The organism is Pseudomonadota bacterium (assembly GCA_027624955.1).
Lineage (GTDB): Bacteria > Pseudomonadota > Alphaproteobacteria > UBA828 > UBA828 > PTKB01.
In genome coordinates this window covers 1-21,298 of sequence record JAQBTG010000041.1, presented here as the reverse complement: position 1 = coordinate 21,298, position 21,298 = coordinate 1, and the positions used below count along the sequence as shown (strand labels likewise).

Annotated in this window: 18 protein-coding genes and 1 tRNA gene; 11 read left to right on the top strand and 8 right to left on the bottom strand. The window is 56.1% G+C overall.

Annotated features, from left to right (window positions below):
• Positions 1-12 precede the first annotated feature (12 nt).
• A complete protein-coding gene (gene rnd, locus O3A94_14290; GenBank protein ID MDA1357421.1) occupies positions 13-1,284 on the bottom strand; it encodes a ribonuclease D in 1,272 nt (423 codons plus the stop codon).
• Positions 1,281-1,763, bottom strand: a complete 483-nt coding sequence (locus O3A94_14285) for an ankyrin repeat domain-containing protein (protein MDA1357420.1) — start codon at positions 1,761-1,763, stop codon at positions 1,281-1,283. The genes rnd and O3A94_14285 overlap by 4 nt, the downstream gene beginning before the upstream one ends.
• A gap of 229 nt (positions 1,764-1,992) precedes the next feature.
• On the opposite strand from O3A94_14285, the gene aspS reads away from it, so the two are divergent.
• Positions 1,993-3,828, top strand: coding sequence for an aspartate--tRNA ligase (gene aspS / locus O3A94_14280; GenBank protein MDA1357419.1), 1,836 nt, complete (start codon positions 1,993-1,995; stop codon positions 3,826-3,828).
• Positions 3,829-4,138: 310 nt separating this feature from the next.
• Here the strand turns inward: aspS and O3A94_14275 are convergent, their stop codons facing one another.
• The 3 genes from O3A94_14275 to O3A94_14265 form a co-directional block, all read right to left on the bottom strand.
• Positions 4,139-5,935 carry a DUF5939 domain-containing protein gene (locus O3A94_14275; protein ID MDA1357418.1) on the bottom strand — a complete coding sequence of 599 codons (1,797 nt, stop codon included), beginning with the start codon at positions 5,933-5,935 and terminating at the stop codon, positions 4,139-4,141.
• Between the two features lie 6 nt (positions 5,936-5,941).
• Positions 5,942-6,649 carry a haloacid dehalogenase type II gene (locus tag O3A94_14270; GenBank protein MDA1357417.1) on the bottom strand — a complete coding sequence of 236 codons (708 nt, stop codon included), beginning with the start codon at positions 6,647-6,649 and terminating at the stop codon, positions 5,942-5,944.
• Between the two features lie 118 nt (positions 6,650-6,767).
• The gene (locus tag O3A94_14265) at positions 6,768-10,463 is read right to left on the bottom strand and encodes a vitamin B12-dependent ribonucleotide reductase (GenBank protein ID MDA1357416.1); all 3,696 of its coding nucleotides are present in this window, start codon (positions 10,461-10,463) and stop codon (positions 6,768-6,770) included.
• A gap of 570 nt (positions 10,464-11,033) precedes the next feature.
• Here O3A94_14265 and O3A94_14260 point away from each other — a divergent pair.
• Entirely contained in the window at positions 11,034-11,393 is a 360-nt protein-coding gene (locus O3A94_14260) for an NADH:ubiquinone oxidoreductase subunit NDUFA12 (protein MDA1357415.1), read from the top strand.
• Positions 11,394-11,509: 116 nt separating this feature from the next.
• Here O3A94_14260 and tyrS read toward each other — a convergent pair whose 3' ends face one another.
• A complete protein-coding gene (tyrS, locus tag O3A94_14255) occupies positions 11,510-12,763 on the bottom strand; it encodes a tyrosine--tRNA ligase (GenBank protein ID MDA1357414.1) in 1,254 nt (417 codons plus the stop codon).
• 122 nt (positions 12,764-12,885) lie between these two features.
• On the opposite strand from tyrS, the gene O3A94_14250 reads away from it, so the two are divergent.
• Positions 12,886-14,025 (top strand): anhydro-N-acetylmuramic acid kinase, encoded by a 1,140-nt coding sequence (locus tag O3A94_14250; protein MDA1357413.1) that lies wholly within the window; start codon positions 12,886-12,888, stop codon positions 14,023-14,025.
• A gap of 7 nt (positions 14,026-14,032) precedes the next feature.
• On the opposite strand, the gene O3A94_14245 is transcribed toward O3A94_14250, so the two are convergent.
• Positions 14,033-14,686 (bottom strand): alpha/beta hydrolase, encoded by a 654-nt coding sequence (locus O3A94_14245; protein ID MDA1357412.1) that lies wholly within the window; start codon positions 14,684-14,686, stop codon positions 14,033-14,035.
• Positions 14,687-14,906: 220 nt separating this feature from the next.
• Between O3A94_14245 and cysE the strand changes: the two genes are divergently transcribed.
• The 8 genes from cysE (at position 14,907) to O3A94_14205 (ending at position 20,467) form a co-directional block, all read left to right on the top strand.
• Entirely contained in the window at positions 14,907-15,644 is a 738-nt protein-coding gene (gene cysE, locus O3A94_14240; protein MDA1357411.1) for a serine O-acetyltransferase, read from the top strand.
• 46 nt (positions 15,645-15,690) lie between these two features.
• The gene (locus O3A94_14235; GenBank protein ID MDA1357410.1) at positions 15,691-16,188 is read left to right on the top strand and encodes an Rrf2 family transcriptional regulator; all 498 of its coding nucleotides are present in this window, start codon (positions 15,691-15,693) and stop codon (positions 16,186-16,188) included.
• Positions 16,185-17,396 (top strand): cysteine desulfurase family protein, encoded by a 1,212-nt coding sequence (locus O3A94_14230; GenBank protein MDA1357409.1) that lies wholly within the window; start codon positions 16,185-16,187, stop codon positions 17,394-17,396. The genes O3A94_14235 and O3A94_14230 overlap by 4 nt, the downstream gene beginning before the upstream one ends.
• A gap of 81 nt (positions 17,397-17,477) precedes the next feature.
• On the top strand, positions 17,478-17,810 hold the full coding sequence (locus O3A94_14225) for a ferredoxin family 2Fe-2S iron-sulfur cluster binding protein (protein ID MDA1357408.1): 333 nt from the start codon (positions 17,478-17,480) through the stop codon (positions 17,808-17,810).
• Between the two features lie 17 nt (positions 17,811-17,827).
• On the top strand, positions 17,828-18,511 hold the full coding sequence (locus tag O3A94_14220; GenBank protein MDA1357407.1) for a TenA family protein: 684 nt from the start codon (positions 17,828-17,830) through the stop codon (positions 18,509-18,511).
• A gap of 71 nt (positions 18,512-18,582) precedes the next feature.
• Positions 18,583-19,734, top strand: a complete 1,152-nt coding sequence (mnmA, locus tag O3A94_14215) for a tRNA 2-thiouridine(34) synthase MnmA (protein ID MDA1357406.1) — start codon at positions 18,583-18,585, stop codon at positions 19,732-19,734.
• A 343-nt stretch (positions 19,735-20,077) separates the two neighbouring features.
• A complete protein-coding gene (locus O3A94_14210; protein MDA1357405.1) occupies positions 20,078-20,326 on the top strand; it encodes a hypothetical protein in 249 nt (82 codons plus the stop codon).
• Positions 20,327-20,391: 65 nt separating this feature from the next.
• Positions 20,392-20,467: transfer RNA gene (locus O3A94_14205), tRNA-Met, on the top strand.
• Positions 20,468-20,496: 29 nt separating this feature from the next.
• Here O3A94_14205 and O3A94_14200 read toward each other — a convergent pair.
• Positions 20,497-20,661 (bottom strand): hypothetical protein, encoded by a 165-nt coding sequence (locus O3A94_14200; protein ID MDA1357404.1) that lies wholly within the window; start codon positions 20,659-20,661, stop codon positions 20,497-20,499.
• Positions 20,662-21,298: the final 637 nt, after the last annotated feature.

The following is a 21,298-nucleotide window of genomic DNA, read 5'->3' as shown; positions in this document are numbered from 1 at the left end:
AGCTCAAAAACTTCATTCAGCGAGTTCGTCGGCACGCGTTTCGTCCGGCGGCCCTTCATTTCCGCGTCGCGGGCGCCGGCGTGGCCGCTTAGATCGTTTGGGCGGGGCCGTTAGTTTCGCCGCTTCTGCATCTTGCGGAATAACCTGAATCTGGCCGTTCAAAGCCGTCAACGCGACACGGCCGTCGGTGAGCGCGAGTGCGAGTTCACCGAAAAGCTCTAGCCGCCAACCGCTGAGTAGCGGCGAATCCTCATCGCCGGCAGCAAAACGTTCCAAATCACTGACTGTAGCGACCAATTTCTGTGCGACACCCGTTTGTTCGCAGCGCATTTTCAGCAAAACCTTCAAAAGCTCCATAAGCGGCGCCATGCCAATCGGCTTTTCGATATGCTTGGGCGGCACCGGATAACTCTCCTTGCTCAGCGAAAGCGCATGTTGGACTACCTTCAAAATCGCCCGTCCCATTTCTCCTTCTGCCAGTTTTTGGCTGATGGCGCGTACCCGAGCGAGCTCATCAACGTTGGTCGGAGCGCTCGCCGCGATCTCGGTCAACGCTTCTTCCCGGATGACACGGTTGCGCGGAACGTTGCGGCGCTGTGCTTCTTTTTCTCGCCAGGCCGCAACTTCTCGCAGGATCGCCAAGAAGCGAGGCTTGGCATTGCGCACTTTAATGCGCAGCCAGGCATTCTCAGGTTCATTTTCATAAGTTGAGGGGCTCGTGAGAATTTTCATCTCCTCATCGATCCAGCTTCGCCTACCGTTACTTTCCAACTGGGCGGATAGTTTGTCGTAAATTGGCCGCAGGTGGCTGACATCGGCCACCGCATAGATAAGCTGACGATCAGTGAGCGGACGGCGCGCCCAATCAGTGAAACGCAACGTCTTGTCTATTTGAGCGTCGGCAAGCCGGGCGGCAAGTTTCTCATAGCCGACCGAATCGCCGAACCCACAGACCATCGCCGCGAGTTGAGTGTCGAACAGGGGGGACGGCACATGACCAGTCAGGTGATGGAACAGTTCGACGTCCTGCCGCGCGGCATGGAATACCTTCAAGACGTTCTGATCTGTGAGCACATCGTATAGCGGCGTGAGGTCGATCCCCTCCGCCATCGGATCGATGATTACCGACTCGTCCGGTCCGCCCACCTGGACCAGACAGAGTATGGGCCAAAAAGTATGTTCACGCATGAACTCGGTATCTACCGTAATGTAGGTCGCCTTCTTCCAGTCAGCACAATACTCGGCGAGAAGGGCGCTCTCGGTGATAACGGTGATGCCGGTCATTTCAATGCCCCGGCTTCCCTCAAAAGCGCCACCGCTTCGTCGTGGCCGCGCAATTTGGCTGCAATCATCGGGGTTTTCCATTTTTGCATGATGCTTTCTGCGTTCGGGTTGGCGCCAAGGGAGAGTAAAAAGCGAATTATTTTAGTGCGCCCGTAATGCGCGGCCATGATCAGCGCGGTGCGGCCGTATTGATCGGCGCCATTGACATCGGCGCCGCGTGAGACCAGCAGTTTAACCGTTTCCAGCCCATGGTATTTCTTTGCGGCCATCATCAAGGGGCGTCCGCTGTTTTTTCCGCCCCTCGCTAAGTATTCGATGTCGGCACCGGATTCGAGCAGGAATTCGATACTGTCATTTTGCAACATCAGGGCCGCCCAATTCAGCGCAGGCCAGCCCGCCCAATCGGCCACATGGATATCCACCCCCTCAGCCATCAGGGCGCGCAAGGCGTGGGTGTCGCCAATCTTCGCGGCTTCCAAAAACTCAGCCGACCGCTCGTCCGCAAAGGCTGGAAGGGCAAAAAAAACGAAAACGAGGCTGTATATGAATTGTCGCGCCATGAGGTCTTTCCGTGTTTACTCGAAAGCAGCCGATTCGGCCAGTGCATTGCGTGTGAGCCTTGACAAAAGGACCTCATCCATGTGCTTTCTCGCCCGCCGTTACCGGACCATATAGGTCAAATCGCGGCCTAATCAGGAGCCGACAAGGATGCATCGCTACAGAAGCCATACATGCGCCCAATTGCGCGCCGAACACGTTGGGCAGGAGGCCCGCCTGTCCGGTTGGGTGCACCGGGTGCGCGATCACGGACACCTTGTCTTCGTTGATCTGCGCGATCACTACGGGGTGACGCAATGCGTCGTCGAGGCCGACCACGAAATGTTCGAAGTAGCGCGAAACTTAAGATCAGAAACCGTTCTGACCGTTTCCGGCATGATCGATCGGCGCGACGGGGAGACAGTTAACACGCGCCTGCCGACGGGCGAAGTGGAGTTGCGCATTCGCGAAGTGGAAATTCAAAACGCCGCCGAGACGTTGCCGCTACCGGTTCACGGTGAACATGAATATGGAGAAGAATCGCGTCTGCGTTACCGCTTCCTCGATCTCCGTCGTGAGCGCATGCATCGCAATATGATGCTGCGGAGCGGGATTATCGCGAGCATCCGCCGGCGTATGATTGAACAGGACTTTACCGAATTTCAGACTCCGATATTAACGGCGAGTTCCCCCGAAGGCGCCCGCGATTTTCTTGTACCGAGCCGGATGCATCCGGGTGAGTTCTATGCCCTCCCTCAGGCACCGCAGCAGTTCAAACAACTTATAATGTGCTCGGGCTTCGACCGTTATTTTCAGATCGCACCGTGCTTTCGCGACGAAGATGCGCGCGCTGACCGCTCTCCCGGGGAATTCTATCAACTCGATGTCGAAATGGCGTTTGTCGAGCAGGAGGACGTGTTCACCGCCATCGAACCTGTCATGCACGGTGTCTTTACCGAGTTTTCGGACCGTGACGTGACACCTCTACCTTTCCCCCGCCTAACCTATTCTGATGCCATGCTGCGCTATGGCAGCGATAAACCGGACTTGCGAATCGCTACCGAAATTGTCGATGTCACCGAGTTTTTCGCGTTGGAAGAGGTGGCATTTAAGGCGTTTAAGGGGGTTATTGAGAAAGGCGGCGTGGTGCGCGGCATTCCGGCGCGCGGCGTAGCGGACAAACCGCGCAGCTTTTTCGACAAGTTGATCGAGTTCACGCAGGCGCTCGGCGCCCCGGGCCTCGGCTACATCGTCTTCGAGGCTGGCGGCGGCAAGGGACCTATAGCCAAGTTCATCCCTGATGATGTCATCCAGAAATTAAAAGAAGCGTCCGGCCTGGGCGATGGCGACGCCTTGTTTCTCAGCTGCGATAAAGAAAACCTCGCCGCGCGCTATGCGGGCGCGGTTCGGGTCGAACTTGCGCGCCAACTAAGCTTGATCGAGGAAGGATGTTTTCGCTTTTGTTGGATAGTCGACTACCCGATGTTCGAGCGCGACGAAGAAAGCGGAGCCATCGCCTTCAGCCATAATCCGTTTTCCATGCCCCAGGGCGGGCTGGAAGCGCTTGAAAACAAGGACCCTCTCGATATTCTCGCTTGGCAATACGATATCGTCTGCAACGGTGTCGAACTTTCGAGCGGCGCGATCCGAAACCACCGCCTCGACGTTATGGTCAAGGCGTTCGAGATTGCCGGCTATGAAAAATCGGAAGTCGAGACCCGTTTTGGCGCGCTCTATCACGCCTTCCAGTATGGCGCACCGCCGCATGGCGGCATCGCGCCGGGTATCGACCGCATCGTCATGTTGCTGGCGGACGAGCCCAATATTCGTGAAATCATCATGTTTCCCTTCAACCAGACGGCGCAGGATTTGATGATGGGCGCGCCAGCGCCGGCATCGCCGAAACATTTGAAGGAATTAAGCCTGCGTCTTGATTTGTCGAAAAAGCAGGCGGCGGTGAAAGAAAGCGGCGAAGGCCTAGCCGAGGGTTCAACCAAACCAAACTAGCTTGATGCCAGCGCCGGCGACGCATAGCCTCGACAGATAAATAGTCCATTCCGAAGACGGCAAGGGGCCATGGCGAAAATCCAGTACATCAGGACTCAGCAAAAAAATTCGTCTCCTCACACGACATGATCCACAATCGCGTCAATTTCGACAATCACCTCAACCGCCGCGAAGTGTTCAAACCTAACCGCTCTCTGGTGTTCGTTGAATGACGTCAACCCGCAGCGTGAAAATCTCGATAGCGTTGATTGCCGAGATCACCTTCAGTTAACACGATACCGCGCAATGGTCATGGTCGATTTAATAATAGCTAGGCCACGGAACGTAGGCGGGTGTAGGCGACCGGTTTGTCGAATCCTTTCAAATGCGCAGCTCCCACTTCGAATTGCATGCCTGCAAGGAGAGTCCCGACTGCGGGGTCGCCGGCAAGGGATTCGGAGAGGACGACATCGCCGCCTTCGCTCAGCTGCTGCAATCGCGCCGCGAGATTGACTGTTGCTCCGAAATAATCGAGGCGGCCATTCAAATTGACGGCAATCGTTCTGCCGGCATGGGCGCCGAGCTTAATAACAAGTTCGCCTTCTTCCTGCGATGCGTTGAAGGCGGCTATATGGTTTTGTATTGATAGCATGGCGCGCACGGCATCGGCTGGTTCGCCAAACGCCGCCATTACGGCATCGCCGATGGTCTTGATGATGGCGCCGTTATGCTCGCGCACTTCGTCAGCAAGAAAGGAGAAATGTTCGCGTACCAAATGATAAGCCGGCCCGTCGCCGATGCGATTGTAAAGCGCGGTCGAGCTGCGCAAATCTGAAAACATCAAGGCGATATGCCCGATCGCAGCATCGTCGCCGGCCCGCAAAACCTGATTGCCGCATAAGTCGCGAAACGCCTGGAGCGCCGTAACTTTATCTGCAGTGACGATGTTATTGAGCCAGTCGCGGCGTTCGATAAGAAGGGTGAGGCGTTTCTTACTTTCATTGCGCAGTTTTGCTTTGCCGGGGGCCGCCCTATCGCCGGCTCGCATTTCGTCATCGCCGGAGATTACTTCGGGGAAACCGCCGCCTTCATAATCAACTTCCACCATGCCGCCTGGCTCGAGCGTGCGAATGTCGTAAGCGCCGGGCGCAATATCGATGTCCAACTCAGCACTTTCGCCTGGTTCCAAAATTTTCTGCAGCATGACGTGTGGCGTATGAGCCGGACTCATGAGGCAAAAATTCTCATCCGGGTTTATCGGGCGAATGGCCGGCGCGGGGTGAAAGCTCAGCTCTACATTGGCCGAGAAGTCACGTTGATAATCAATGTTGCAGGACGGGCAGTGGATACCGTCGGGCAAAGATGCCAGGTCCGGTATGGCGCCTTCACCGCCCCGGCAACGCGGGCAGATAAGATCCCATCGCATGCCAAGAATGCCAACCCGAACAGCTTCCAGGCACAACTCTATAGTCTTGCGCGGTTCTGCATCCCAACGCTGTGCGAGCTCCAGCGGGCGGATGCGGTTCATATCAACATCGCCTCCGGTGGCAATAAATTCAGCCAGCAGGCGCGCTAAATTATGTCCATAGGGGCCGCCTTCGATCTCTACGACGAGTTGCGTCAAGCGGGCTCGCATGGCGGCAGAAATTTTGTCGCCTGCGAGTGCGGCTGGCAGTGGTCCGTTGTCCAACATGAAGGCGGTGTTGGCGGTGATATATGTCTCGACCTTGTGGGCGATTTTTGCGCCTCCGCCGAAGAGTAAAAAAAGCGTGCCGAACAGATTGCTGCTCTCCATGGAGAGTTCGGCATGTACATGACATCCGTTGCCTTCCGGTGTCAGTTCGAATGACGCGGTGATATTATCGAATACGCCCTTACGAAAGCGCCTGATGTTGCGCATTTTGTGCTGTGCCACCCACTCCCACGGAAATTCTTCCCACTCGGATTGAAACGGGCCGAACTTCCCGCGGGCAATGCGTTCGACAGAACCATCCGGGCGGGGAGTTTGCGTTACTTGATGACGCGGGAAGCCGGTCGCCTCATTGGAGCGTGGTGAATCTATCATGAGCGGCCACATCACCTCCGGCGAATGGTCGAAATGATAATCAAGTACGTAATTCTGACGCATGACGAACTAGCATTTGGCGCGGTGAACAGCGACCAATTCGTTCAAACTGGTCACCCGCAGATCCGGCTGCGCGTCGGTTGGCGGCGTCATGCCAGCACCGTACTCGGTTTGCCGATCGACCCACACATTGGCGAGGCCCAGCGCCCGAGCCGGCGCAATATCGTGATAAAGACTTTGAGCCACATGGAGGATTTTGCTGCGGGCCACTCCCAATTCTGAGAGGCGCTCGAAGGCGAAATGAAAATTCTCTAGCGCCGGTTTATAGCTACCTACATCTTCCGCGGTGACGATCGCGTGAAAAGGCTCGCCGAGTAATTGGTGCGTACGAGCGAAGGAAGCGTTGTCGACATTCGTGATAGCCACAAGCTTGAAATGTTGACCTAGATAGGCGAGCCCATCTCGGCTATCCGGAAAAGGCGGCCACAGACCGACGGAATTGCCGAAAAGCTGCATTTCGTCTTGGTGTGCCGGCCTATCGAATTCGTTAGCGATCCGCCCAAGTACGTTTGCTACGACGTCACGGTAGGGCAGCCCCGGTTGTTCTTGCTGTATCACCGTTTCATGGCGGCCATAGGCGGCCAGCAAAACGCTATGATCCATCCCTAAACCGGACCGCTCATGCCACGGTGCCAAAGCCGTGAGCATGCCGCGCTCCCAATCCACCAATGTTCCGTAGCAATCGAATGTAAGAGCGGAAAATTCACCAATCTGCATGGAGTCTCCCGACTTGGGCTAAGCTTCGACACCATAAGTTAGCACAAAGAAAAATGGGGTGCGCGTTGCGCGCACCCCATAAGGTCCAATGGTCTTAGCCGCGGGAGAAAAACGGCCGTCAGGAACAACCACTGGTGGAGCCACAGGTGTCACATTTCATACAGGTGCCATTTCGCACCAGTGTAAAATTACCGCATTCGACACAGGCCTCGCCCTCATATCCTCTGAGACGCGCCCGACGAATCCGTTCTAGCTCAAGATCGTGTTCCGTCGCCGTTTCATGCGCTGGATCGACGGCTACTGCCGCAGCCGCGCCACTGGTGAAGCCTTTTACTTCCACGCCATTGTCGGTAACGGTCCTAAGGTGACTGGTGGACGCCTCGTCGTTCGTCGAGAAACCGCCGTTTACCACCATCAGACTGCTGCGCACGTAGCCGGCACTGGTTCCGTTGCTGCTGAGCGCGGCGGCAAAACCCTGCACTCCGCCGCCGCCGCCGGAGGCATCCGCGCCATGGGTGGGCTGGTCGCTTTGAGACTCACCCCGGCCAATTGTATCCGGCAACAGGTCGGCCGCTTCCACGTGAGCCAGGTCACTGCGTCCGAGGTAGGAAATAGCCAATTCGCGGAATATGTAATCAAGAATGGACGTGCTCATCTTGATCGCTTCATTGCCCTGCACCAAGCCCGCCGGTTCGAAGCGGGTGAACGTGAAGGCGTCGGTATATTCTTCAAGCGGCACGCCATATTGGAGGCCGATAGAAATGGCGATGGCGAAGTTGTTCATCAGGCTGCGGAAGGCTGCGCCCTCCTTGTGCATGTCGAGGAAGATTTCCCCAAGATTGCCGTCTTCAAACTCGCCCGTTCGAAGATAAATTTTGTGTCCGCCGACGATCGCTTTCTGGGTATAGCCCTTGCGACGGTCCGGTAGGCGCCGCCTCTTGCCCTCATGCAAGAACACCTGTTCGACGATGCGTTCGGTTACCTTGACGGTGCGCACAGTCTGGGGTTGTTCTTCAATCTCTCCATCTAACTCGTCGCCGAGCGCCAAGACGCTAAGCGGTTGTGACAATTTCGAGCCGTCCCGGTAAACCGCGTTGGCTTTGAGCCCGAGCCGCCAGGAAAGCAGATAGGCATTGGCGCAGTCCTCGACGGTGGCACCGGCCGGCAAATTGATCGTTTTCGAGATCGCGCCGGAAATAAAAGGCTGGCTTGCCGCCATCATGCGGATGTGGCTCTCCGCCGTCAGGTGGCGGGTCCCGAACCGGCCACACGGAGAGGCACAATCAAATACCGGGAGGTCCTCATCTCTGAGATACGGCGCTCCTTCGAGCGTCATTGCACCACAACAATACAGGTTAGCTGCCGCGATATCAGCATCGCTGAAGCCCATAGCAGGCAGAAAATCGAAGATGGGATTATTGATCTGCGCTTCAGTCAGATTCAACACCTTGAGGCAGAATTCTTCACCCAGGGTCCATTTATTGAATGCGAAGCGCAGCTCGAACGCGGTGCCAAGCGCCTGCTCCAAGCTGTCTAAAACCGACTTTGAGAAACCAATTTCGGCGAGGTTGTCGTGATTGATCGCCGGCGAACCAACGAGAGTGCCGTTCCCCGTGGCGTAACGCACAATTTCGTCGCATTCCTCATCACTGTAGCCCAGCACTTCGAGTGCGCGCGGCACCGAACGGTTGATGATACGGAAATACCCTCCGCCAGCCAGCGTCTTATGCTTGACCAGTGCGAAATCCGGCTCGATGCCAGTGGTGTCGCAATCCATGATCAGGCCGATGGTGCCAGTCGGCGCGATAACGCTGACCTGGGCATTGCGGAAGCCATTCGCTTCGCCGAGCTCTATGGCTTTGTCCCAGGAATTCCTTGCGGCGGCGGCCAACGCATCGTCGGCTAAATTGGCGAGATCGAGCGGCGCGGGCGAGACCGAAAGCCTTTCGTAGCTTTCTGAGTGACTTAGCGACGCACGGCGATGATTGCGGATGACGCGCAGCATATCCTCGCGATTAGCCTCAAAGCGTGGAAAGGCGCCGAATTCCCCTGCCATTTCGGCGGATGTCGCATAGGCGGTGCCAGACATGAGCGCGCTGATGGCACCACAGATGGCTCGGCCACGCGGGCTGTCGTAGGGGATGCCGCTCGACATTAAATATCCGCCGATATTGGCGAACCCGAGGCCCAGGGTGCGGTAATCATAGGACCGTTGGGCAATCTCGCGCGACGGAAATTGTGCCATCAGGACGGAGATTTCCAAGGTGAGCGTCCACAGCCGAACCGCGTGCTCGAATTCTGCGATCTTGAGGCGACCTTCCTCGTTTTGGAAAGTAAGCAAGTTTAGCGAGGCCAGGTTGCAAGCAGTATCGTCCAGGAACATATATTCCGAACAAGGATTGGACGCGTTAATACGTCCATCCGCCGGGCACGTGTGCCATTCATTAATCGTGTCGTCGTACTGCACACCCGGGTCGGCTGAAGACCAGGCAGCCAGAGCTATTTGATCCCACAGCGCGCTCGCCTTGACGGTTTTCGCCACTTTACCGTCCTTGCGCCGGATCAACTCCCAATCGCCGCCGCTCTGCACGCTTTCTAAGAATGCGTTGGTCACGCGTACGGTGTTGTTGGAGTTTTGCCCCGACACGGTCACATAGGCTTCCGACTGCCAATCCGTGTCAAAGATTTGAAAATCGATGGAATCGTAGTCCTGTTGCGCCAAACGGATGACGCGGTGGATGTAGTTTTCTGGAATCATTGATTTGCGCGCGGCGGTAATTTCTTTGCGCAGCGCGTCGTTCAATTTGGGGTCGAAACGCGCGTCTCCATCGCCAGAGCGGCACGCCTGCATAATGGCGTTCAAATGCTTGTTCGCAAGCTTCGAACCAGTGACCAGTGCGGCGACCTTTTGCTCCTCCGCCACTTTCCAGTTAATGAATTTTTCGACGTCTGGGTGATCGATATCGACAATCACCATTTTGGCCGCCCGGCGCGTGGTACCGCCCGATTTAATGGCTCCCGCCGCGCGATCGCCGATTTTTAGGAAGCTCATGAGGCCAGAAGAGCGGCCACCACCGCTTAAAGATTCGCCGTCGGAACGCAGATTCGAGAAATTAGTGCCTGTTCCCGAGCCGTATTTGAAGAGGCGCGCCTCGCGCACCCAAAGGTCCATGATGCCGCCTTCATTGACGAGATCGTCTTGGATACTCTGAATGAAGCACGCATGCGGCTGCGGGTGAGCATAGGCCGAAAGAGAGGGTTTGGTCTCGCCGGTTTCGAAGTCAACGTAATAATGGCCCTGCGCTGGCCCATCGATGCCGTAAGCCCAATGCAAGCCGGTGTTGAACCATTGCGGCGAATTCGGCGCGCACATTTGCCGGCTCAGCATAAAGCGGCTTTCGTCATAAAAGGCGCGGGCATCGGATTCGGCGTCGAAATAGCCTGCTTTCCAGCCCCAATAGGCCCAAGTGCCGGCCAGGCGGTCAAACACCTGCTTGGCGGAGGTTTCTCCAGTATCGCGCTCAGAAAGATTTACACTTTCAAGCGCCGCGTCGTCGGCCTCGCAGCGCCACAGCCAGCGCGGAACGCTTTCTTCCTCAACCGGGCGTATGTGGCTCGGCACTCCCGCCTTGCGAAAATACTTCTGTGCCAACACATCGCACGCTACTTGCGACCATGCGCTCGGCACTTCAATGTCATTCTGTGCGAAGACGATAGAGCCATCGGGATGCCGAATTTCGCTCTTCGTCTTGCGAAATTCGACGTCGTTGTACGGCGATTGGCCGTCAACAGTGAAGACCCGCTCTATGCGCATAACCTCGCCCCCCCAACAAACTTTCGCCAACTATCAACCATTGTTTCACTCCGATCCGGTTTTCCGATCTAGGTCGAATAAACCCTTTCGGTTCAAATACTTCGAGATGTTGTGGCTATATAGGTTTGCAACACAACATCTCGACGGAAAGCCACGTTACGCCGTTCAAATTCGGATGGCAACAACATTTTGGGGTTAGTGATTTTGACAACACTACATGGTGTGTCGAGTAACCTGTGGATAAAACTGTGGTTAAAATGTTAACAAGTAATAGTGAATAATATACAATATATTCAATGGCTTAAATTGTTGTCATTACTAATATAATTAATATAGGTGTGGAACGGTTTTAAAGTAAAATCTAAACTGTAACCGGGCTCGGCGCCTGATTCAGAGAAGTTTTTTTTAAGTTTCCCCCCCGATGCGGCGCCGAAAAATTTCTTCTGGATCAGAGTCCTGGACTGTGCACCACGCAGCGTGCATAAATCTCGACCGCGTCGAACACGACGAAATTGCAAGATCGCACGCCAGAGTTGCCGGGCGATCGATTGTGCGGATGGAGAACTTTGCATGGCTACCATCGGGACCCGGTTATTCACTATGTTTAGGGGTGAATTTGTCGGCAGGGACGAGTTTGCCAATCGTTATTTTCGTGAGAAACGCAGGCGGGAGGGCCGGCGCGAACGGCGCTGGGTGTTGTATAATGATGACGACGACGCATCGAGCGTTCCGCCATCATGGCACGGATGGTTGCACCATATTGTCGCGGAAACGCCCGCCGAAAAGCCCGTCGCAGTGAAATCTTGGGAAAAACCTCATTTGCCGAATCTGACCGGCACTTCAGCCGCTTTCCGCCCGCCCGGCCATCTATTGGAGGGCGGCAAACGCGACAAGGCGACAGGAGATTATGAGCCCTGGCGTCCGGAGTAATCGAGCTATTTTGAACAGGCTAGCAGCGCAAATGTAAATTTCTTCGGGCGGACCAGTTTTAGACGGCCTGCGGCATCGTTGTCGGCTGTGGCGTAAGTCGCTCTTGCCAGAGGTCGCTAGCTCGGCCGAACCAAAATGTGGCGTTTCTTGCCGGCTGAAAGCTTAATCAGGCCGTCCGCGTTGCAGCTTAACAGCGATACGGCGAAATCCTCTTCGGAAATCACATTGTCGTTTAAGCGCACACCGCCACCTCTGATCAGGCGCCGTGCCTCACCGCGCGATTCGCACAATCCGGCATCGTGCACGAATTGAAAGGCGGGAATTCCCACGGTCAGATCCACTTTGGAAACGCTGACTTCGGGCAATCCGCCGCCGCCGCCGCCGGCTTCGAATGTATCGCGCGCGGTTTTCGCCGCCGCCAGAGCGGCATCTTTGCCATGGCACATTTCGGTGGCGAGGTTGGCCAGCAGCTTTTTTGCTTCGTTTAGTTCTTCTCCGGCGACGGATTCAAATCGCTTAATTTCCTCGAGCGGCAATTCACTGAATAGACGGAGAAATTGGCATACGTCCCTATCGTCGGTATTTCTCCAGAACTGCCAATAATCATAAGAGCTTAATCTCGATTCATCGATCCAAACCGCGCCCTGCGCGGTCTTGCCCATTTTTTCTCCAGAGGCAAGCGTGATTAATGGAGTCGTCACGCCAAACAGCGACGCGGAATCGATTCTGCGGGCCAATTCGATACCACTTACAATATTACCCCATTGATCTGAGCCGCCCATTTGAAGTACGCAGTTTTCACGCCGGGATAATTCCATGAAATCATAGGCTTGCAGGATCATGTAGTTGAATTCGAGAAATGTCAGCGGTTGCTCCCGCTCCAGGCGCAAGCGTACCGAATCGAATTTAAGCATCCGATTCAATGAAAAATGGCTACCGATATCGCGCAGGAACGGGACATATTCGAGCCCTTCGAGCCATTCCGCATTGTCCACCATGATGGCGTCACCGCGCGCGTCGCCGAACGTCAGGAAGCGCGCGAAACAACCTTGAATGCCAGTTTTGTTCGCGGTGATTTGCGCGTCGCTAAGCATTTGCCGCGAGGCGTCTCGGCCCGAGGGGTCGCCAATCTTGGTTGTGCCGCCGCCCATCAAGACAATCGGTCTGTGGCCGCAACGTTGCAGCCAGCGCAACATCATGATCTGAACCAGACTGCCGACATGCAGGCTGTTGGCGGTGCAATCGAAGCCGATGTAACCGGTGATCGAGCCGTCTGCGGCGAGGGCATCAAGTGCCCTATCATCTGTACATTGATGCACAAATCCGCGCTCATGCAGCACGCGCATAAATTCAGAACGATATTCGGGCATGGCTAGCGGTGGTCCGTATTCGAAAGAAGCCTGGATGAGCAGGTCGCCGTGATGTAACACGGCCCACGTGCTTGGACAATTAACTGTGGCCATCAGCTGTCACAATCAACTTTGATGAGGCTATGGCCGAATTGAATGCAGGCGGGATCGGAATATTGGACGAAGATCGAGCCGGTCTAGTGCCGGTTTACGCATTGGGCTTGATGAGTGGGACGTCGCTTGATGGCATTGATGCGGCTCTAATTCGGACCGATGGCGAGCAAGTATTCGATTTTGGCCCGTGGCTGACGGTTCCCTACGATGCCAGTCTGAGCCAGGCATTGCGTAGGCTAATCGAAGGCAAGAGCGATGAAGCGGGTGAAGTGGAGGCGGCACTGACGGAGGCTCATGCCGCGGCCGCAAAATCGTTGATGGCTGAGGCCGGATACGGCGCCGGGAAGATACGCGTGGTCGGCTTTCATGGTCATACCATTTGGCACGACCCGTCGCATGGCGTAACCCGTCAATTGGGTGACGGCGCGCTGTTGGCGCGACGTCTTGCAATCGATGTGGTGAATGATTTCCGCACGGCTGATGTTGCCGCCGGAGGGCAGGGGGCGCCACTGGTGCCCCTCTATCATCGAGCATTGGCACGGACCACCAAAACAGCACTCGCACTGCCGGTAGCGATTCTGAATTTGGGCGGGGTGGCCAACATTACGTGGATTGGCAAAGATAACGCCCTGCGTGCTTTTGACACCGGCCCGGGATGTGCCTTGATCGACGATTGGCTGTTCTCTCGTACCGGCGCGCCATTTGACCGCGACGGGGCCCTTGCGGCGCGGGGGCGCGTCGACGAGGCGGCGCTCAAAATACTTTTGGGCGATCGCTATTTTTCGGCGCCGCCGCCCAAGTCGCTTGACCGCAACGCCTTTGACTGCGCCGCTCTTTCGTCACTATCTGATGCCGACGGAGCGGCGACGCTGGTGGCTTTCACCGCCCAGGCGGTGGCATTGGGGCTCGATTTATGTCCTGCTAAGGCCCGGCGCCTGCTGGTTACTGGCGGTGGAAGGCATAATGCTTGCTTGTTGGCGGCACTTTCCGAGCGAACCGAAATCGCGGTCGAGTCAGTGGAAAGGGTAGGCTGGCGGGGAGACGCGCTGGAAGCGGAAGCCTTCGCATACTTAGCGGTGCGGTCGCTGAACGGAGCGTTTTTGAGCCTGCCGGAAACCACTGGTGTGCGCCAAGCACAAAGCGGCGGCGTTTTGCACCGCGCCGGCTGATGGTGGTTTAACCAGCCTCGGCGATTGCCATATGTTCGTCTAAATAAGATTCGACGTGCTTGCCCAAAATATCGATCTTATCTTCGAACATATGATTGGCGCCTTTGATGACGCGGTAGTCGATCTCAATGTGGCGTTGGTTCTGTAATTTCTGCGCCAAAGTCGCGACGTCGGATTCAGGTACGAGATCGTCGCGCGCACCGTGGATAATCAGGCCGGACGATGGGCAGGGCGCCAAGAACGTGAAATCAAACATGTTGGCCGGCGGCGCCACCGCGATGAAACTGTGAATTTCAGGCCGGCGCATCAGCACTTGCATGGCGATCCAGGCGCCAAAAGAAAAGCCGCTGATCCAACAGGATTTCGCGTTCGGGTTAATCGTTTGCATCCAGTCAAGGGCGGTCGCAGCATCGCTCAATTCGCCGAAGCCATGATCGAAACGCCCTTGCGACCTGCCAACGCCGCGAAAATTGAAACGCAGGACTGAAAAACCGCGAGCTCTGAAGATATGGTACACCGTGTACACGAGCTTGTTGTTCATCGTTCCCCCATGCTGCGGATGGGGGTGAAGCACCAAAGCTATGGGCGCGTTGGGATCTTCGGCGTGGTGGTAGCGCGCCTCAAGACGCCCTTCGGGCCCGTTGATCATCACCTCTGGCATATCATTCCGTTACAATTTGAGTGAGCGGTTAAATCCATTTGGTTTACTGCGGCAAAGACACTATATAACACAAAATCAATGCCCAATATCTTGACAGACTAGGTCGGGTACTTAAAAATATTATGTATCGTAGATTTGCCCCGACAAAGTGTGGGCACTTGCGGCGCGAGCGCCAAGAGAATACTTACGTCTAGACCATTGATATACGACAGGTGCCGTTATGTTCAAGCGTATTAGAGAAGATATGGATAGCGTTTTTGGCCGCGACCCGGCTGTTCGCTCACGCGCCGAGATCTTTTTTTGTTATCCGGGCTTCCATGCGTTGCAATTTTACCGCTTCGGAAATTGGCTGTGGCGGCATCGCCTGTTCCTATTCGGCCGCTTTGTTTCGCATTTGGGCCGGATGTTTACGGGCATAGAAATTCATCCGGGAGCTAGCATCGGCCGGCGATTTTTTATTGACCACGGCATGGGCGTCGTGATTGGCGAAACTGCGATAATTGGAAACGACGTGACGCTTTATCACGGCGTTACTTTGGGAGGTGTCACATGGGCGCCCGGAAAGCGCCATCCGACCCTGGAAGATAATGTTGTCGTGGGCGCTGGCGCTCAGGTGCTGGGCCCGATTACTGTCGGCCGGGGCGCACGGGTGGGAGCCAATGCTGTTGTTTTGAAAGACGTTCCTGCGGGCGCAACTATGGTCGGCGTGGCTGCACGCCCGGCGGCGCGCACCCCGAAAGAGATGCGTGAGCAGGGCGGTTTCGCGGCATACGGAACGCCGTCGCCGAATGTTGCCGACCCAATGTCTCGTTCTATTGAAGGATTGCTTGAGGAACTTGGCCGCTTGCGCGCCCGGCTTGAGCACCTCGAAAGCGCGAGTTCGAACCAACAAACGCAAAATATGTCTGGTGAAGAAGCTGGCGACGCAAAGGGCGACGCCGTTCCACCTAATTGTTGACCACAGGCGATTGAGTCGGCGACTGCCGAATGGAAAGGAATTTGTCATAAAGTTGGGCACGAAAGGCCGCTACGCGGTCATGGCGATGGTGGATCTTGCGAACTGTACCGTCATGCGCGCCAAGAACGGGCCGATCACGCTTTCCGATATCGCTGATCGCCAAGATATTTCATTGTCCTATCTCGAACAATTGTTCAGTAAGTTGCGGAAAAAGGGTTTGGTTAAAAGTGTCCGTGGTCCGGGCGGCGGCTATATGTTGGCTCGCGGCGCCGACCAATTGCGTATATCAGATATTGTCATGGCGGTGGATGAACCGCTCCGCGCCACACGTTGCGATCCCATGAGCGGCTCTGGCTGCATGCCCGACGGTGGCAGACGCGCGACGCATGATCTTTGGGAAGAACTCAGCAACCATATTTATCTGTTTCTCAATACCGTGACGCTCGAAGACGTGTGCGCAGGCAGGGTGTTGGGGTCCAGCGGTGTGCTGCATACGGCGCAGCGAGGCGACGGTAACCCACAGGCTACCGCGGCAGCCGAATGAGCGCGAGCGATCACCGAACGGAAGCAATTTATCTCGACTATAACGCCACCGCGCCTGTCAAACCGCAGGTAAGCGAAGCGGTTGCCAAGGCACTGGCGATGACGGGAAATCCGTCTTCCGTACATCAATTTGGACGTGACGCGCGCAATGCGGTGGAACTGGCGCGCGATCAAGTTGCGGCCATGATCGGCGCCCGCCCCGAAGAAGTGGTATTTACCGCCGGCGGCACCGAAGCCAATAACATGGCTCTGAACGGCGCCCGGCGAAGCCGCTTGATAATTTCTGCAATCGAGCATCCCTCGGTTCTGCGGGCCGCGGAAGCCCTTGCTGATTCAAATTCAGATAGAAATGGAAGAGAACTGGCAGTGCTTCCGGTTGACGGCAACGGGATTGTGTCGCTTGACGACCTCGACCGGGCGCTGGGTAATATAGCTGATGACGCGTTGGTTTCCGTCATGTTGGCCAATAACGAAACAGGCGTGATTCAACCGGTTGCCGAAATTGCCTCGCTGGCACAGAAACGCGGCGCCTTGGTTCATTGTGACGCCGTGCAGGCGCCGGGCCGTATCGCCTTCGATGTCGCTTCCCTCGGCGTGGATATGCTCAGCCTGTCGGCGCACAAGTTTGGCGGCCCGAAAGGCGTTGGCGCGCTTTTTGTAAAGAGTACGCTCGATTTGCAGCCCTTGGTCATTGGCGGCGGGCAGGAGCGCGGCAGGCGCCCGGGTACAGAAAATGTGGCAGGTATCGTTGGCTTCGGTGTCGCGGCGGAGTTGGCTGTCGACGATTTGCAGCGAGCGCCGCATATATCGGCCATGCGGGATAGGGCGGAACAAAGCCTCAGCGGCATCGATTCGAAGGTTAGAGTTTTTGGTGCGGGCGCGGAGCGGCTGCCCAATACCAGCTGCCTGAGTATGCCCGGCGTGCAAAGCGAGTTGCAGGTAATGGGTTTGGATCTCGCTGGAGTTGCGGTAAGTGCTGGCTCCGCGTGCTCCTCTGGCAAAGTGGAACCGTCGCACGTGTTACGCGCGCTCGGCTTGCCCGACGCGGAGACTGGATGCGCTATTCGAATCAGTTTCGGATGGGCAAGCCAGGACGAAGAAGTCGATACACTGGTGCGTGCCTGGCGCGCATTTTATGCCGGGTTGACGGCACGCTATACCAGCGGTGTTTCACAAATTTCGGGCAGTGATAAAGCTGCTGAACGTTGACCAAGCTGGGCAAGTTGAATTTGGATTGCGCCGTCGGCGCGGAGGATCCGACGGGCAGAAAGTTTATTGGAGAATTTGTCTATGCCACAAATGACGTTTGTCGTCGCCGACGGCTCCCATCTCGTGGTCAACGCACCGGTTGGCGATTCTGTGCTTGATATCGCACACGACAATCAGATTGCCATTGAAGGCGCTTGCGAGGGCTCGATGGCTTGTTCGACATGCCATGTCATCATCGACAAGAATTGGCACAACAAACTCGAGGAAGCGAGCGAAGATGAAGAAGATATGCTCGATCTTGCCTTTGGCCTGACGCGTACGTCACGCCTCGGGTGTCAGATCGTGATCACTGAAGAGTTGGATGGGCTCGTAGTTTCGCTTCCCAAAGAAACGCGAAACATGCTGCTCGGCTGACGGTGGCCGGACGAGTTTTGAGCGAGCATTCGAACGGGAGCTTGTTTGTCAGCTTGCGGGAGGCGAATGCCGACGCGTGGCGCAACTTTACCGCGCATCCCTTTGTGAAGGCGTTGGCCGACGGCAGTTTGCCCGAGACTGCATTTCGCCACTATTTGATTCAGGATTTCCTATTTCTTCGGCATTTTGCCAGGGCCTATGGTCTAGCTGCCTACAAAGCAGAGAGCCTGGAGGAAATTCGTGCTGCATCGCAAGGATTGCAGGCGATCCTCAACGTCGAGATCGGCCTGCATGAAGCCTATTGCGCCGACTGGGGGGTGGATTCCGCCACTCTCGAATCTGCGCTCGAAGACAGCGCCACGCTCGCCTATACCCGCTACGTATTGGAGCGGGGCATGGCCGGCGATTTGCTCGATCTTTATGTTGCGTTGGCGCCCTGCGTCATCGGCTATGGCGAAATCGGCGCCCGTCTCATCGCCGACAATAGCACCCGAATGAAAGGCAACCGCTTTGCCGCTTGGATTGAGATGTATGGTGGCAAGGATTATCAGACCATTTCGGCCGACGCCGTCCACTTACTCGATCGTGTCGGCAAGGCGCGCGGGGCGGACCTACGAATTACGGCTCTTAGCCGCACATTCGGCGAAGCCACCCGTTTGGAGGCAGCATTCTGGCAAATGGGCCTCGCGGCGGGCGAATAAGAAACCAACAGACCGGGTTGCGATGAAATCGTTGTGCTTGCCGGGCCAGTTTGGCGGCCTATATTGCGCCCATGTCCATACCATCCATTGATGTCGGAATAGACAAGCCGCGCAACAGGACCCGAATCGTCGTGGCCATGTCGGGCGGCGTCGATTCCTCTGTTGCCGCCGCGCTTTATGCCGAGGCCGGCTATGACGTGGTGGGCATGACGCTCCAGCTATACGACAACGGCGCCACGCAGGCGCGGACCGGGAGCTGTTGCGCCGGCCAGGATATTCACGACGCCCGCCGTGTAGCAGCGCATCTCGGCATCGCGCATTACGTCCTGAACTATGAAGATCGCTTTCGCCGCGAAGTCATGGATGAATTTGCCGATTCCTATTTGCGCGGGGAAACGCCAATTCCCTGTATCACCTGCAACCAAACGGTAAAATTTCGCGACCTGCTGGCTGCGGCCCGCGACCTCGAGGCGGACGCCTTGGCGACCGGGCATTATGTGCGCCGCGTAGTTGGTGCTGCCGGGCCTGAAATGCACCGCGCCCATGACGCCGGGCGGGATCAGAGCTATTTCCTCTTCGCCACTACCCGCGAGCAACTTGAATTTCTGCGCTTTCCTCTGGGTGATATCGGTAAGTCGGAGGTCAGGCGGCATGCCGAGCGCCTCGGACTTGCGGTGGCGGAAAAGCCCGACAGCCAAGATATATGCTTCGTCCCTGGCGGCGATTATGCCGCAATAATTGAAAAACTTCGGCCTGGCGCTGCCGAGCCCGGAGATATTGTCGATCTCGCCGGAGCGGTTGTCGGCGAACATGCGGGCATTATTCATTACACTGTCGGTCAGCGTCGGGGTCTTGGACTCGCCGCGCCTGAACCGCTGTACGTCGTCGCCGTGGACGCTGCAAGTCGGCGTGTTACGGTGGGCCCCAAGGCGGCGCTATTGTGCGACCGGGTCCGCCTCCGGCAGCCGCAATTTATCGACTCCGAAGCGTCGTTGCGGAGTGCTGGTGACGTTATCGTTCGATTGCGGTCCACACACCCGGGCGCGGCCGGCTATTTGACCCTGCTCGACAATGGCGAAGCCGAAATCCGCCTTGCCCAGCCCGAACCGGCAACCGCGCGTGGCCAAGCGGCGGTTTGTTATCGCGGCGACAAGCTCCTCGGTGGCGGGTGGATCGCGAGCATGGAACGGAGCGCGGCGCTGAGCCAGACGACCGCCGCATAGCGACCCGTCAAATCTCGGTAGTTAAAGACCTGTGATCTCCGCCACATGGTTGATTTGCACACTCCATGGTTGATTTGCACACTCAATGCCGCCTTAAAGCGCCACAGACGAATGATGGGCGCCTGGATAGTGCTTTGAAGCTATTGCGATATCGCAACAATTCGACCCGAGTTTTCTGCATGACGATTTAAGATTGAGTAGGCGGCATCGGCTATCGCGTCGTTATCTCCCAGAATTGTGACAACGATCACTTTCTTTTGAACAGATAGTTTGTCATAATGTAAACACTGTTCATCTATAGCATATTGTTATCGGCAACGACGTCCGGTTGGAGAATAATAAATTGAAATTGAGAGTGGGAGAGCGAGAGCTCGAAACTTTGAATTGGTCGATCGGTGGATTTAGAGCTTATGGACTTGAAGATCTTGAGCCCAAGGATCGTTTTACCGGGATGATGGAGCCTCAGGGAGGCCCATCTTGCGAATTTACCGGCCAGGTTACCCGCGTGGATGATGACGGCGTGCGAGCCGTTCGCTTCGTCGAGGTCGACCTTTCAACGATCTTAGCAATTCAAGACAGCCCGGCCGGTTAAGTGGCGCATCGCTGCGCTTGACAGGTCGCCGCGCCCAGTCGTATAGCCAACGCCGCGACGGCCGGGGCGGGATAGCTCAGTTGGTAGAGCAGTGGAATCATAATCCATGGGTCGGGGGTTCAAATCCCTCTCCCGCTACCAGCGCCAACCAGCACTAATTGCACGCCGGGTTACGATGATCGGGCGCGATCATCCTTCGTGGTATAAGCGAGCATGGCGGGCAGATTGCCTTCCAGATGGATGCGAACCTTGCTGTCGATTGGCACGAGGCGTATCTCCACGATCAGACCCCGGAATATGGAACAAGTTTCCACTTTGCCGCCATCATCATTCAACGCTTCTCCCCAGCCGGCTAAGGTCTGCCGAGAAATCTTACCCAGATTAGCCAGGTTAGGATGTATCCGGACCAGTGTGGTGGACGTCCAAACAGCTTTTCCGCGGTGGGGTAAGACGTTTTCGGGCGGTTTGCCGGTATTTCAATCCCGTAATAGTGCGGAACAGAGGCACGAGAATACTCTCATCGCGAAGACGCTTGCGGGTCGGCGGCGCTTGGCCCGGGGATTGATATTCAGTGCGTCGCTGATGCATCTAGTTGATTCATCAAGCGAGATTGGTGGCGCAATCGCTCTCTGTGCCGCCGTTAATTTGGGCGGATTTTCAGAATTTTCTGCGTGGGTCTTTGGAAACCGCTGTTCCGATATGCGGAAAGCCAGCCATGCACTAATATTCAATCCGATCCGCTCAGGTGGATCGGATCGCAATCCGGCGGGAAAATAAAGGTTTCATTGTTAACAGTTTAACTCCTTGACCAAGCCTTACTTATTGTTTTGATGGGTTAATTATTTATTACTAGATGGGATTCTGATAGAATTCGTCATAACCTTATGTTCGATTCTGCATTCGAAAGAATTGTTCGTTGTCTGACGTCAGCGCCTATGGAACAAACTAGTCGGATTGCATAAGGGAGGGTTT

Excerpts from the sequence above, each read along its gene's own strand:
- aspS (MDA1357419.1), top strand. The coding sequence starts at position 1,993 with ATGCATCGCTACAGAAGCCATACATGCGCCCAATTGCGCGCCGAACAC.
- O3A94_14275 (MDA1357418.1), bottom strand. The coding sequence starts at position 5,935 with ATGCGTCAGAATTACGTACTTGATTATCATTTCGACCATTCGCCGGAG.
- O3A94_14245 (MDA1357412.1), bottom strand. The coding sequence starts at position 14,686 with ATGCCAGAGGTGATGATCAACGGGCCCGAAGGGCGTCTTGAGGCGCGC.
- O3A94_14265 (MDA1357416.1), bottom strand. The coding sequence starts at position 10,463 with ATGCGCATAGAGCGGGTCTTCACTGTTGACGGCCAATCGCCGTACAAC.
- cysE (MDA1357411.1), top strand. The coding sequence starts at position 14,907 with ATGTTCAAGCGTATTAGAGAAGATATGGATAGCGTTTTTGGCCGCGAC.
- tyrS (MDA1357414.1), bottom strand. The coding sequence starts at position 12,763 with ATGCCCGAATATCGTTCTGAATTTATGCGCGTGCTGCATGAGCGCGGA.
- rnd (MDA1357421.1), bottom strand. The coding sequence starts at position 1,284 with ATGACCGGCATCACCGTTATCACCGAGAGCGCCCTTCTCGCCGAGTAT.
- O3A94_14270 (MDA1357417.1), bottom strand. The coding sequence starts at position 6,649 with ATGCAGATTGGTGAATTTTCCGCTCTTACATTCGATTGCTACGGAACA.
- O3A94_14230 (MDA1357409.1), top strand. The coding sequence starts at position 16,185 with ATGAGCGCGAGCGATCACCGAACGGAAGCAATTTATCTCGACTATAAC.
- mnmA (MDA1357406.1), top strand. The coding sequence starts at position 18,583 with ATGTCCATACCATCCATTGATGTCGGAATAGACAAGCCGCGCAACAGG.
- O3A94_14260 (MDA1357415.1), top strand. The coding sequence starts at position 11,034 with ATGGCTACCATCGGGACCCGGTTATTCACTATGTTTAGGGGTGAATTT.
- O3A94_14250 (MDA1357413.1), top strand. The coding sequence starts at position 12,886 with ATGGCCGAATTGAATGCAGGCGGGATCGGAATATTGGACGAAGATCGA.
- O3A94_14225 (MDA1357408.1), top strand. The coding sequence starts at position 17,478 with ATGCCACAAATGACGTTTGTCGTCGCCGACGGCTCCCATCTCGTGGTC.